We start from the raw sequence: 13,485 nt of genomic DNA, 5'->3' as shown, positions 1-13,485 counted from the left end.
GACCGGAACGAGAGACAACAGGGAACACCAAAAATGGAAAGAGATGACCTGGACCTTAAGCCAACGGTATTGCGTGGTGACAAGGATGAGTTGACGCCGGGCCTGTCGCGGCGATCCTTTTTTATGGCGGCGGGTGCTGCCGGTGTTGGTGGGGCGGCCTCGCTGCTGACCACGACATCTGCCAAGGCGCAATCCACCGACTGGACACAACCCGGCAACAATAACGGCGTGATCGAATTGCAGAAAACCACGGGACAATCCGTGGATGGGACCGTCGGGATCGACTATTACGGTCACTGCGCCATCAAGATCACATCACCCGGTGGTGCCACCGTTCTGTTCGACCCCTGGCGCGATGACCCTTCGGGTGCGTGGGGTCTGTGGTTCAAGAATGAATTCCCGGAAACGCCGGTCGATATCTGCATGTCCACGCATACGCATTTCGACCATGACGCCATTCACCGTCCGGTTTCGACCATGGTTCTGGACCGGATGGTCGGGAACTTTGAATTCGCCGACATCAAGATCACCGGTTTTGCGGACAAACACGTGTGCCGCGCGCCGGGCTGGTACGACTGGACCAACGCACTGGGCGAGTTTGGAGTGCAAGCCTGCCCGCCGGACAATGTCAGCCACATGGACATGGTGGTTTATCTGATTGAAACCGGCGGCATCCGCACACTGATCTGGGGCGACAACCGGCACGATCCGCCACAGGAATTCTGGGATGCGATTGGCCAGGTTGATGTTCTGACATTGCCCGTCGACGGGTCGCAGCACATTCTGGACTATAAACAAGGCAACGACATCGTCGAAAAGCTGAAGCCCAAGATCGTCATTCCAACGCATTACCTGAGCGAGACCACAAGCTATACGCTGACCACGCTTCAGAATGCGGATGAATGGGTGAAATCGCAGAAAAGCTACAAGATGCTGGATTCGGCCAGCCTGTCTCTCGAATCGGGTGATGTGGCCGGAATGGATCGCGAGTTCCTGTATTTTGGGCACAACGCACACACAGCCTGACCTAGGCATGCCGGTAGGGCGGTTACCTTCGCGCGGGCCGCCCTGCCACAAACTCACGTAAAGCTGACGTAGCCTCAGGGCGAATGCACCTTCAGCCGTTTAGCCGCTGCTGAACATCTTCGTCGTATTCACCCGCCGCCATCCGCTTGAACGCCCTTTTCCAACCATCCGCCAATTCCGGCATCACCGCCAATTCCTCGGCCTCGGCACGGGTCGCTTTTCTGAGCAACCGGGACGACACGTTGCGCGGTGAAAACCCAATTTCGTTGACCAGGGGCGTTTTCTTATCGAAAACAAAGATGCTCTGTTGTCAGAGCTTCGACCGTTTCAATGATGTCCTTCTCCAATTTGCGCGCGGCGGGTGACAGCGCCGATCCCGCTTTGCGCAACAGATGAATGTGGCGCTTTAAGGTCTCATCGGCCAGTGGACGGAACACAAGGTCGCTCGGCCCTGAAGAGATTGCGGCCATTTCAGGCAGGATGGTCACGCCAATACCAGCCCTGACCATCCCCAGAATGGAGGTCAGGTTATGGGCCGATAAACGCGATCTGGCGTGTATCTTTTCGGATTCTAGACCCGGAATGCCGTCGGATAAGCTATTGGCGATCAGACGTTCATTTTCCAGCGCTTTCCAGTTGACGGGGCCGGTGCCAGTGGCCAACGGATGATCTGGGGCAACCAGAACGCCGAACCGGTCGGTCAGCAAAAGCTGGCTGTGCAGACTGGACCCGTTGACGCCCAGTGTTGCGATACCGATATCAATTCGACCGCGTGACAATTCATGCAAAACCGATTTTGAATCCATATCGCGCAGGTCGATCCGGACTTTGTCATATGTGTCTATTTTACGGGCAAAAACCTGCGGAATGATTGTGCCAGCCACTGATGGTACTGTGGCAATTCGAACATGTCCCAAACTGGCGTCAGCGAAATTTTCGATGGCCCGTACAGTATTGTCGAAATGCTGAACTTCCTGCTCTGATTGTTCGAGAACAAATTCTCCTAGTGCAGTGAGCTTGTTTTTCCGGTCCGTTTCGAACAGCGGTTCCCCAAGATGGGTTTCCAGCTGTTTCATCATCATCGACACCGCAGAAGGTGTTCGTTTCAGGACCAAAGCCGCGTCCGTCAGGTTGCCGCAACGCGCGACGGCGACAAAGCCACGAAGCAATTCGATTTTGAGTGTCATCCGATCATTTCAACTTATCTGAAGTAATGTTCAATAATTTTAGTTTGATTGATTACCCCAAAGAGGTCCATACCTGATCGATACTTTCTGAATGAGGCGACACAGCTATGGCTGACATCCAAAAGAACCTGATCGCTGGTGAGTGGCTGGCAGGTGAAAGCGAAATCGAAAACCGCAACCCATCTGATCTGAGCGACTTGGTTGGTATGTTTGCTCAGGCCAGCGCCGATCAGCTAGAGACAACGCTGGATCAGGCGCGTGTCGCACAAGCCGAATGGGCGGCTTATGGGCTTGAGCGCAAACAGGCAGTTCTGAACGCCATCGGCAACGAATTGATGTCCCGTGCCGAAGAGCTGGGCACCCTGCTCAGCCGGGAAGAGGGCAAGCCTCTGGCCGAAGGCAAGGGCGAAGTCTATCGCGCCGGTCAGTTCTTTACCTATTACGCTGCCGAATGTCTGCGCCAGATTGGTGAGAACGCTGATTCAGTACGTCCCGACATCGAGGTTGATGTGCGCCGCGAGGCCGTAGGCGTTGTCGCCATCATCAGCCCGTGGAACTTCCCCACGGCAACCGCTTCGTGGAAAATCGCTCCGGCGTTGTGTTATGGCAACGCCGTTGTGTGGAAACCTGCCAACATTACGCCCGCCTCGGCGGTGGCCCTGACCGAGATCATCAATCGGCAGGATATCCCTAAGGGTCTGTTCAGTCTTGTGATGGGATCGGGCCGATCAATCGGTCAGCGTCTTGTCGAAAGCCCTAAGGTCAACGCGATTTCTTTCACCGGCTCGGTTCCGGTCGGCAAGGGTATCGCGACGGCGGCCATCCAGAACCTAACCAAAGTTCAGATGGAAATGGGGTCGAAAAACGCTCTGGCCGTTATGGACGACGCCGATCTGGATCTGGCGGTAACGCTGGCCCTGGGCGGGGCGTTCGGTGGCACAGGGCAAAAATGCACGGCCTCCTCTCGCCTCGTGGTTCACGCAGGCATTCACGACGCGTTTGTAGAAAAGCTGGTTGCGGGTGCGCAGGCGATGAAAGTCGGCCACGCGCTGGAGGAAGGGGTTCAGATGGGTCCGGTCGTCAGCCAGCAGCAGTTGGCTGAAAATTTGGCCTATGTCGATCTGGGCAAATCCGAAGGCGCGGAACTGGCTTGTGGCGGGCAGCGTTTGGATATGCCGCATGACGGCTTTTACATGTCGCCCGGCGTGTTCCTGAACACGCGCAACGATATGCGCATCAACCGCGAAGAAATGTTCGCGCCACTGACCAGCGTCATCAAGGTTGGCAGCTATGATGAAGCGCTGAGCGTCGTCAATGACACTAATTTCGGCCTGACCTCGGGCGTCGTGACCAAATCGCTGGCTCGGGCCACGCATTTCCGCCGCAACGCGCGCACCGGCGTTGTCACGGTGAACCTGCCCACCGCAGGCACTGATTATCATGTGCCGTTCGGTGGCCGCGGCGACAGTTCGTACGGGCCGCGCGAACAAGGCAAAGCCGCGGCTGAGTTCTACACAACGGTCAAGACCGCCTATATCAGCGCCGGAAAGCCGGATTGATGCTGATCGATTGCTTGCAATACGCCAACTGGTCGGAGAAAATATTCCGTCAATTGCGCGAAGGGGGCGTGGACGCGATCCACGTCACCATCGCCTATCACGAAAACTTCCGCGAAACGGTTCTGAATTTTGAGAAATGGAACCGTTGGTTCGAGAAATACCCCGACCTCATCATGAAAGGCCGCTGGGCCGGCGACATTGACGTGGCCCGAGAAACGGGGCGGACGGCGGTGTTCTTTGGCTTCCAGAACCCCTCGCCCATCGAAGACGATATCGGTCTGGTCGAAATCCTGCACGATCTGGGCGCGCGGTTCATGCAGCTGACCTATAATAACCAGTCATTGCTGGCGACGGGCTGTTACGAGGCCGAAGACACCGGCATCACCCGTATGGGCAAGCAGGTCATAAAAGAGATGAACCGCGTTGGTCTTGTGGTGGACATGAGCCATTCAGCAGATCGTTCAACCATCGAGGCGGCTGAGATTTCCGAACGTCCCATCGCCATCACCCATGCCAATCCGCATGAGTGGTCGCCTGCCCTTCGCAACAAGCGGGACATGGTTATTCGGGCCGTAACAGAAAACGGTGGGATGCTGGGCTTTTCGGTCTACCCTCATCACCTCAAGGACAAATCCGACTGCACGCTTGAGAGTTTCTGCGAAATGATCGCGCGGACTGCGGACAAATACGGCGCTCAGCATTTGGGGATCGGCACCGACCTGTGCCAGGATCAACCCGACAGCATCGTGGAATGGATGCGTGTCGGTCGCTGGACCAAAGAGATCGACTATGGTGAGGGCTCTGCCTCAGCCCCCGGTTTCCCTCCCATGCCAGATTGGTTCCGGGACAATCGTGACTTTGGAAATATCAGGAATGGCTTGGGCCAGACCGGCCTGAACGCCGACGAAATCGCCGGAATAATGGGAGGCAACTGGTATCGCTTCTTTAATGACAACTTCGGGCCGCCGGAAAACTGAGGAGGCATGGCCGAATGACTGACGTTTCCCAACGCGACCCAAAGCTGGTGATGCGCCTTGCGCGCCTTGGATCGATGCACCAGTCGCGCCTATCCTTCATGCGTGTTTTGACACGGCGTCTGGCCCGAGAGAACTGGCGGTTCGAGCAGACTGCTTTCGAGATTGATGAAAACGGCGTCGGCCATGCTGTTTATACAGCGCACGGGCCTGATGCGTCATATTCGTTGATCGCCTATGCCCATGACCTGCCGCCTGAAAAACGGTCTGATCGGGTGATTGCCGAAGCCTGGGACGCCACATTTACATTGTTCGATGGTGTGCCGACTGCGGATGACATCGAACGCCTGTCGCATAATATCCCGGTTCAGGAAGCCGGGCGCGTGACTGGCACAGAACTATCGGTCTCACGCGCGAACCGGTCGGTGCGCCTGTGGGAGCATGTCGTCAGCGAACTGGCTGGCGGACGCCAGCCGTCCGTCGCGAAAATCGAAGACGTCGGTTACCTGATGCGCACGACAGCCGTTTACGGCTCGGGCAAACTGGGTGCTGCGGATCGTGAGATGATCGCCGACCGCCCCGAATTTCGTGCGCCTTTCCAGGTTGAGATGTTGTCGGTCTATCTGACGCGCTGGTTTGTGACCGATCTAGTGCAATACATGGCAGACCTCCGCGCGGCAAAAGACGGAACCCGCGCGGCGCGGCTGGACCCAGGGATTGCCCGCTCGATTGGCATCGGCAACTCGACAGGTCTGGGCATGGCGCCGTTTCTGTTGAACCACCCGGTGCTGTTCAACAATTGGATGGCAGCACGCGAACGGGCTATTCAGGCCGTCCGTGCGGTTAAAAAGGCGACCGAGGCTGAAATCACCCTGCTCCGGGAAATGCTGACGCGCAACACGCAGATCGTCGAAACCTGGCATTCGGAACACCCGATCCAGATTGAGAAACTGGCGGCCCTTCGTGGGGATGTCGCCAAGGTTACCGACTATCTGGCCAGTGCCAATCTTGATGCGGATTATCCCTGGGATACGCTTTACACATGGGCCGAGACGAACCTGACCCTGGAAGGGCAGGAATGGATTGCCTCGCTTATTCTGGAACCTTACGGGGACCTAGTAGACGGGTTTGCCGAAAGTATGGCGGCAGATAACACCGCGACCTTCCGGATAGCGGGTGCGATGAAGATCGGCGATTTGCGGACGCTGCTGAAGGACATTTATGGCTGGGCGATCGAGACAGATTGGACCACTCCGGCCAGCAAGGCTCGCGCTTGGTATGTTTCCGAGGAAAAGCTGGAACCGCGCCTAGGTGAACGCTTTGAAGAACCTATTGAGGAATATGAACAGCCTCTGGCCCCCGGGCGGGATGCCGCACTATTGTATCAGGCTCTGGCTCATTGGTCGGACGAGGCACAGGTTGCGGATTTTCTTTTGCGCCACCCTGAACACCGCCACGTCCTGCGTCGGGTCCAGATCGTAGGTCGCGCACCCTATGCCGAAATTCGGGACAATACGATCTCGGACCGAGTACTTCCGATCGACATGTTGCGCTGCAAGCTATCCTTCTTTGGCGCGACCAAGTTTGATCCTCGCTCGGACCGCTGGGTTCGGATCTGCATGTATGGGAATGCTCCCCTGCCCTACGAATTGACTTCTGAAAACGCCGATTTCTGGGTATTCCCCGAACTTGAAGAGGCCGTGGCATGAGCAATTCGTTGAATGAAATCGAAGCCATGAGCAAACGCGCCGCGCGCGGTGCCGGCCTGTCATGGGGGCTGGCCGAAGAGGCGGCCAAAGGCACGCGCTGGCTGTCGGCTTTCGGGTTCTCGGGGGCTGGGATGTTGGCCGATCTGCTGGAAATGAACGACCGCATTCCGTCGATTGACGTGTCGCCCGTCTCTCTTAGCGCCGAAGTATGGCATGCTCCCACACGGCGTATGAGTCCGCTGATCGCCGGGGCATCGCTGAGCGATTGTGCCGTGCGGTTGATGAATCGGGGATCGATCACAATGGAGAACGTCACCCTACCCCTGTTGGCAGTGCCATTCATGGGCGGTGCCGCGTTGCGTCTGGGCGTGCCGGTTTCTGCCGAATGGCCGGGGGCCCGCTTGGCCACCGACGGACGACAGGTTTGCGTACAAGCCACGCCCGATGCGCTTGAGGCGCGCCACGCAAACAAGCTGGTCTTTTCCGCGCCCGCCGAAATGACCGGGCGTCGTGAACCGGTGCTGCGCGCCGATGTGTCAGAGGAAAACTGGAACAGGCTCAGCGCCTTTGCCCATCGCACATTCGCCCCCGCAACCGAGGAAAGCCGCTTGCGCGGCGCCGGTGCGGGATTGAGCGACAACGACTGAAATGCGGCTCCTGCACCGGGGCGCTTACAACTCTTACGAACGGGAATATATGATGATCGCCACTGAAACCCTGTCACTGTCCGAGATTGAAGACCTGGCCTTTCGCGCGCTTGTCAAAGCCGGAACATCCGAGGAAAACGCGCGTCCTTTGGCGGTCGCCACTGCAATGACCGAAGCGGATGGGGTGGCGTCACACGGGTTGGCTTATATTCCGATCTACGCTCAGCATGTCGAATGTGGCAAGGTGGACGGCACTGCAAAACCGGTGGTCACACAGCCTCGCCCTGCCGTTGTCACAGTGGATGCCGCCACTGGCTTTGCCCATAGTGCTATTGATTTGGGGTTCGAGAAACTGATCCCGCTAGCGCGTGAACAAGGCGTTGCAGTTCTGGCTGTCAACAACTCGTATAATTGCGGTGTTCTGGGCGTGCATACACAGCGGTTGGCGCAGGCCGGGCTGCTTGGGATCGGATTTACCAATGCCCCTGCCTCGATTGCCCCGTCGGGTGGCGCGAAACCCGTTGTCGGCACCAATCCATTTTCGATTTCCGCCCCCGATGCCGATGGCAATGCCGCGCTGCTAATCGATCAATCCGCCAGCACAATTGCCAAGAGCGAGGTGATGAAGCACGCCCGCGAAGGCAAATCTGTGCCCGAAGGCTGGGTGCTGGACGCCAATGGCCAACCCACCACCGACCCCGAGGCTGGCCTGAAAGGTTCGATGGTGCCATCGGGCGGTTACAAGGGTGTCGGCATTGCCCTGACCGTCGAACTGATGGCTGCCGCGATGGCGGGTGCGACGTTGGGTTCCGTGGCCAGCCCATTCTCGGGTACGGCTGGTGGCCCGCCGAAAACCGGTCAATTCTTTATTGCCATTGACCCGCAGGCGACTTCGGGCGGGCTGTTTCAGGCCAAGCTGGCCGCTCTTATCGAGTCGGTCCGCTCGCAAGACGGTGCCCGCCTGCCAGGCGATGGTCGCAAGACATACAGAGAAGGGGCTGCAAAGGAAGGTGTCGCAGTGAACGCTGCCCTTCTTGAAAAGATCCGTGCGCTTTTGTGACGCGAAAGGGCAATAAACGGACGGAGAATAACAAACTGATATGCGCACCCCCTATAGATTTGGCGGGAATGGCGCACTTCAAAAAATAAAAAGGCCATTTACCGACAAGGGAGAACAGAGATGTCGATAAAGGAACCGTTTACGGACTTAGAAATAAAGACCGCGGATGATGGTTTTTATGAGAACTACAGCGTCCCGATTGCGCTGATAAGCAAGGCGATCATGGTTGCTCTGGTGCTTTGGGCTTTGGTCTTTCCGGCCAATGCCAACGGCACCCTGGGCAGCTGGAACGGCAAATTGCTGGAGAGCTTCAACGGCTTTTACGTCATCATCGTGGGCTTTTTCTTTTTGTTTCTGGCGGTGGTGGCCATCCTTCCGGGCACCGGTAAGCGTGTCATGGGCACACCCGGAGAAAAGCCCGAGTTTTCGAACTTTTCGTGGTTCTCGATGATGTTCGGGGCCGGTCTTGGCGTGGGCCTGATGGTGTTTGCAACGGCCGAGCCGTTGGGGTTGTGGGGCTCAAACCCCGTTGTGGTTGCCGGGGATGTTCCGGGCAATGAACCCGAGGCGATCCAATCGGCCTATCGCTATACGTTCCTGCACTATGGTTTTCACGCCTGGGCGATCTATGTGGTGACGGGCCTGTCTTTGGCCTACTACGCCTATACGCGTAACATGCCACTGACGATCCGCGCGGCGCTGACGCCGCTGTTCGGCAAGCTGATGAACGGTTTTCTTGGTCATGTGGTTGACGTTTTGGGCGTGGTTGCGACCATCCTGGGTGTTTCGGTCACCATTGGTTTTGGTGTCAGCCAGTTTATCGACGGGGTCTATGCGATCACCGGTATGCAATGGGTAATGGACCTGAGCGGAGACGTTCCGGCACCATCCAAGGTGGGCTTGATCGCGGGTCTGGTCGTTATCATGGCACTTTCGATCATTTCGGCGGTTTCGGGTGTCGGCCGCGGGGTTAAGTATCTATCAAACCTGAACCTTGTGTTGTCGATTATCCTGCTGGGAACTTTTGTGGTGTTCGGCTCGTTTGTCTTTGCAATGACCACCTATGGTTCGGCGATGGTCGACTATATCTTCCACTTCATCTCGCTGAGCTTTGGCGCCTATGGGCCGCTGTCGGCAGAAGCTTTTGCTGCAGCACTGCCCGCAGAAGCACAGGCCCATGCGGCAGACCTGATGGGGGGTGCTACCAACGCCTGGGGCAGCTTTGATGGCTTCAAGAGCGGTCTGGAAGGTGCAGCAGCTGAACTGGACGAAGCAACTCTGGCCGCAGCTTATGCCGCCGGTGAACAGGGCCGTCAGTTTGGTTGGCAGTCGGGCTGGACCACGTTCTATTGGGCTTGGTGGATCGCGTTCTCGCCGTTCGTTGGCTTGTTCCTGGCACGCATCTCAAAGGGTCGTACCGTGCGTGAGTTCATCCTGGGTTGCGTGTTCGCACCGGCATTGGTGTGCTTTGCCTGGATGACAGTCCTGGGCGGCACCGCGATCGATCTGGAACTGGCAGGCGCGGCCGAGGGCGCGATCATTGGGGCGTCGAACACCAACAAGCTGTTCGTGACTTTGTCCTACATGATCGACGGTGGGTTGTTGTCAATGCTGAACGTCATGTGCGTGATCCTAATCATGACCTTCCTGGTTACCTCTGCGGACTCCGGGATTTTGGTGATGAACACAATCATGTCGGGCGGCAGCCAAGAGACCGGCGTCAAACATCGCATCATCTGGGGTGTGATCCTGACCGCCGTAATCGGTGCGCTGATCTTGGCAGCGGGTGAGAACAACCCGATGGACGCATTGCGCAATGCGATGATCATCGGCGCGCTGCCGTTCACTATGGTGATGGGTTTGATGTGTGTTTCTCTGGCCAAGGCGCTTTATCGCGACGGGCAGCGGGACAGGCACGAAGACGCCGGAACACAGGCAGCTGAATAACCTAAGCCAATAAACCAATCAGCAACGCCGCCCCCTCGGGCGGCGTTTTTTTGCGTCTGTCCAGCTCTTATTATGGGTCTGGAAACTATCGTAAATTTGCGGTGGGTTCAGTATCGACAGGGCTGCGTAGGTCGCCCGCGTGGACCTAGACGTGGTCAACCAAATCACTTTGCCCGCCCCGAAGCATGAGCTGTGCAAGCCTAGTTTGATCTCAGCTTATTCATAAATAGTTGCGGCACCTTCCGCGCGTTTTTCATGATCAGAGTGGGCGCACCGCCAACCTGATTGCGCCGGATTGCCTTATAATCTTCCGTCGATTTCCTGAGAATTCGACGGACGCTGCCGTTGCTGGCCCCGCCAAGGCGCATCTTGGCCAAAACTTCCGGAAGATAGGCTGCTGAAATGCGGCCCTGGCCGAAATAACGCAGTATGCTGTCATAATCTGCTGAGATCTGGAAGCTGTCATCATAACCACCCCACCGCGTGATGACATCGCGTTTGATAAATAAGCTCGGATGTGGTGGCATCCATCCGCGTTTCAGCTTGTGCGGGCCATAGGGTCCAGAAACCCAATGGCGCACCACCTTGTCGGTATCCCGCGCGGACACATATTCCAGATCACCATAGACCGCGTCTGCGCCGGTTTCCTCAAAGACGTGTGCAACACGAGTCAAAACCTCTGCATGTGCAAAAAAGTCATCAGAATGCAGCAACCCGACTACATCACCGGTTGCTCGGTCCGTGGCGCGGTTCAGTGCGTCGTAAAGGCCCCGATCTGTTTCACTGACCAGCCGCATACGCGGATCGTTTCGGGCATTGAGCAGCTCTAGCGTGCCATCACTAGAGCCTCCGTCCTGAACCACATGTTCGTAGTTGTCGTAGGTTTGTGTATCCAGGCTTTGCAAGGCATCTGGAAGGGTGGCCGCACGGTTCCAAACTGCTGTAAGGATAGAAAATTTCATGCATAATTCCAAAGAATAACAAACGTGAATATCAATCATTCACAACGTCGTAACCGCAGCGTACTTAGCCTTGCTGAGGTTCGACCAGAAAGCGAGGCTGGTTACCGTTTTGCATCCCCGCAATTATCCGTCCTGCAAGCACCGACTGAAACGTCAATCGCACGTAAAACCAAGACGTTTTGACAGCCTTAATCGCTGTAATATTTGGACGCATATCTGCCGTAGGAATATCCGTAATGCTTGGCGCTTTGGACATTGATCTGACCCAGAATAAGACCGGTTAAGTGCTGATTATCGGTGTGGAACAGGCGCATTGCCTCGGTGATGTCTTGCGCGGATGTGTCATTCCATTTGATGGTCAACAGCACCGCATCCGCATTGCGTGCAATCAGGCGTGCGTCGGATACCAGCAATGTTGGCGGTGTGTCGATCAGTATGACGTCATAGAGCTTGCGCATGTCGTCCAGAAAAACCTTGAACCGTTCTGATGCAAATAGGTCCGCCGCATTTGCCGAGGTCTCTTCACCAGCCAGAATATCGCAGTTCAGCAACGGGTCTTGAAAGATGGCCTCCTGTGGCGTGGCGTCCCCGGACAGAACCGACACGATCCCTTTTTGGGGTGCGCCCTTGAGCTGCGCTGTCATGGTCAGGCGTCGGATATCGCCTTCGACCAGCAAGACCTTCTTACCGATACCGACAAAGTTCTGGGCCAACGCCAGCGAGTTTGTCGTCTTCCCCTCGCCTGGCAGCGATGAGGTCATAACCACAACTTGTGGTGGGCGGTCCACGTTGGACAGCATCAGCGAAGTTCTCAGGTTGCGCACCGCCTCGGCCGTGGCAGAGGACGGCTTGTCGGCCAGATATTCCAGAACCTTGCGGCGCCCGCGTGCAGGAAAGATCGGGATCTGACCCAAAACGCTGTAGCCGGTCTTGCGTTCCAAATCCTGCGCAGAGCGATAGCCTTTGCGTCGCGCTTCAGCCAACAAGACGAACCCGCCGCCCAGCATGAGGCCCAGTATGGCCGAGAGCATTAGCATTCGGGATTTTCGGGGCGAAGTCGGGATGCTGGGAATAACGGCGCGTGACAACTGCCGACTGTCCGCCTTTTGAATCCCTTCCTGCGCCGATGTCTCTTTCAGCCGTGCCAGAAAATACTCATAAAGCAGCCGAACCGCTTCGGCCTCACGCACCAATTGCTGCAGCGTAATCAGGTCCGCATTCTGCTGCGCGATCTTTTGCCCAAGGTCTTTTGCCGATTGTGTCAAGGCCTGAACCTGCTGCGTCGACCGCCGCACCTCAAGCGCTGTGCGCGCGAGAAGACGTTGAAAAGCGGTGTCAAAGACTGTCTCCCCCGTACCGGAATCCTCGATTTGCGTGAAAAGGCGTTGCAACTGCGGGTCCTGGCTGGCTTCAGCCTGAGCCGCGCGGTTGTCTGCGGAAGACAGTGCGTCATACCGAGACTGTGCCGTGACACGGGTTGCCTCGGCAGATACACGACGTTCACGAAGATCTTTCAATTGCACTTCCTGCAACTGTAGAGCTTCGGGTGAGATCAGCGCAGTCGTCCCATTGAAGTCGCTGACTTTTGCCTCAGCCATTTCCAATTCGACTTGCAGCTCGGCCACACGGTCGGTCAGCCACGCCGTCGCCTGTTCGGTGGCCTCAAACTTTACCTCGATCTGGTTCAGTACGTATAGTTCGACGATCGTGTCGGCTATAAGAGCTGACTTGCGTGCCGATTCCGTCTCGACCGTAATTTCGAACACCAAGCTTTGCGGCACGATTTTGACCGAGAGCTTCTTGAGCAGGGCAGTAATCACGCTGTCCCGGGTTTTCTGCTGGGTCAATTCGTCGGCCACCTGCTCGGGGTCGCTTCCGGCGCCAAGCACTGATTTGACGAACTGTTTGACTCCATCGAAGGGCGAGTCTGGCAGAAGATCAGAATTGAACTCGGGATCAGAAATGAGGTCCAGCTTGTCCACGACCTTGCCCATCAGGCCGCGGGACTGCAGCACTTCCAATTCGGAATTGACTTCAGCGGTGTCTCCGGCCAGACCGCCCACTACGCTTTGAAGGTCAACCACGCTGGCTTGATCGGTTTCCAGCATGACCACCGCAGTCGACCTGTATAGTGGCACGGCGATGACAAAGGCGTAATACCCTCCGATCAAAATGGCTATGGCGGTGGCCAGGGCAATGATCCACTTTCCACGCCATAATGTGCCTATCAAAACTCCTAAATCGACCACGTCATCTTCTGGCGCGTCACCCATTGGTGGCCGGCTCGAATTGAACTGTGCTTCGTGTATTGGAGATTGCTTCATATCAAATAATTTATCCCAAATGCTGGATACACGCGAAACGCGTTTGAAGCCGCTCTCTACAAGGTTCCAGGGCATAAATAAAGGCCCGCC

The 13,485-nt window shown here is 56.6% G+C and carries 11 protein-coding genes; 7 read left to right on the top strand and 4 right to left on the bottom strand.

Annotation, left to right across the window (positions count from 1 at the left end; genetic code table 11):
• The first annotated feature begins 33 nt into the window (after positions 1–33).
• Complete coding sequence (locus GOX21_RS20580; protein WP_170379806.1) at positions 34–1,026, top strand: MBL fold metallo-hydrolase; 993 nt, start codon at positions 34–36, stop codon at positions 1,024–1,026.
• 91 nt (positions 1,027–1,117) lie between these two features.
• On the opposite strand, the gene GOX21_RS20575 is transcribed toward GOX21_RS20580, so the two are convergent.
• Positions 1,118–1,255: a hypothetical protein gene (locus tag GOX21_RS20575; RefSeq protein ID WP_170379804.1), complete on the bottom strand. Its 138-nt coding sequence runs from the start codon at positions 1,253–1,255 to the stop codon at positions 1,118–1,120.
• A 55-nt stretch (positions 1,256–1,310) separates the two neighbouring features.
• A complete protein-coding gene (locus GOX21_RS20570) occupies positions 1,311–2,213 on the bottom strand; it encodes a LysR family transcriptional regulator (RefSeq protein ID WP_170379802.1) in 903 nt (300 codons plus the stop codon).
• 107 nt (positions 2,214–2,320) lie between these two features.
• On the opposite strand from GOX21_RS20570, the gene GOX21_RS20565 reads away from it, so the two are divergent.
• The 6 genes from GOX21_RS20565 (at position 2,321) to GOX21_RS20540 (ending at position 10,109) form a co-directional block, all read left to right on the top strand.
• The gene (locus GOX21_RS20565; protein WP_170379800.1) at positions 2,321–3,772 is read left to right on the top strand and encodes an aldehyde dehydrogenase family protein; all 1,452 of its coding nucleotides are present in this window, start codon (positions 2,321–2,323) and stop codon (positions 3,770–3,772) included.
• Positions 3,772–4,749 (top strand): membrane dipeptidase, encoded by a 978-nt coding sequence (locus tag GOX21_RS20560; RefSeq protein WP_170379798.1) that lies wholly within the window; start codon positions 3,772–3,774, stop codon positions 4,747–4,749. The genes GOX21_RS20565 and GOX21_RS20560 overlap by 1 nt, the downstream gene beginning before the upstream one ends.
• A 14-nt stretch (positions 4,750–4,763) precedes the next feature.
• A complete protein-coding gene (locus tag GOX21_RS20555) occupies positions 4,764–6,455 on the top strand; it encodes a hypothetical protein (protein ID WP_170362748.1) in 1,692 nt (563 codons plus the stop codon).
• A complete protein-coding gene (locus GOX21_RS20550; RefSeq protein WP_170379796.1) occupies positions 6,452–7,102 on the top strand; it encodes a DUF3726 domain-containing protein in 651 nt (216 codons plus the stop codon). The genes GOX21_RS20555 and GOX21_RS20550 overlap by 4 nt, the downstream gene beginning before the upstream one ends.
• A gap of 52 nt (positions 7,103–7,154) precedes the next feature.
• Positions 7,155–8,162: an Ldh family oxidoreductase gene (locus GOX21_RS20545; protein WP_170379794.1), complete on the top strand. Its 1,008-nt coding sequence runs from the start codon at positions 7,155–7,157 to the stop codon at positions 8,160–8,162.
• Positions 8,163–8,282: 120 nt separating this feature from the next.
• Positions 8,283–10,109 carry a BCCT family transporter gene (locus tag GOX21_RS20540; protein WP_170379792.1) on the top strand — a complete coding sequence of 609 codons (1,827 nt, stop codon included), beginning with the start codon at positions 8,283–8,285 and terminating at the stop codon, positions 10,107–10,109.
• A gap of 200 nt (positions 10,110–10,309) precedes the next feature.
• Here the strand turns inward: GOX21_RS20540 and GOX21_RS20535 are convergent, their stop codons facing one another.
• On the bottom strand, positions 10,310–11,071 hold the full coding sequence (locus GOX21_RS20535; protein ID WP_170379790.1) for a glycosyltransferase family 2 protein: 762 nt from the start codon (positions 11,069–11,071) through the stop codon (positions 10,310–10,312).
• Positions 11,072–11,259: 188 nt separating this feature from the next.
• Positions 11,260–13,344 carry a GumC family protein gene (locus GOX21_RS20530; protein WP_254428644.1) on the bottom strand — a complete coding sequence of 695 codons (2,085 nt, stop codon included), beginning with the start codon at positions 13,342–13,344 and terminating at the stop codon, positions 11,260–11,262.
• Positions 13,345–13,485: the final 141 nt, after the last annotated feature.

The organism is Ruegeria atlantica, from assembly GCF_013032005.1.
In the GTDB taxonomy this organism is placed as follows: Bacteria; Pseudomonadota; Alphaproteobacteria; order Rhodobacterales; family Rhodobacteraceae; genus Ruegeria; species Ruegeria atlantica_A.
Note: the sequence above shows the minus strand (reverse complement) of the source record. Positions and strands in the feature narration are given on the sequence as shown.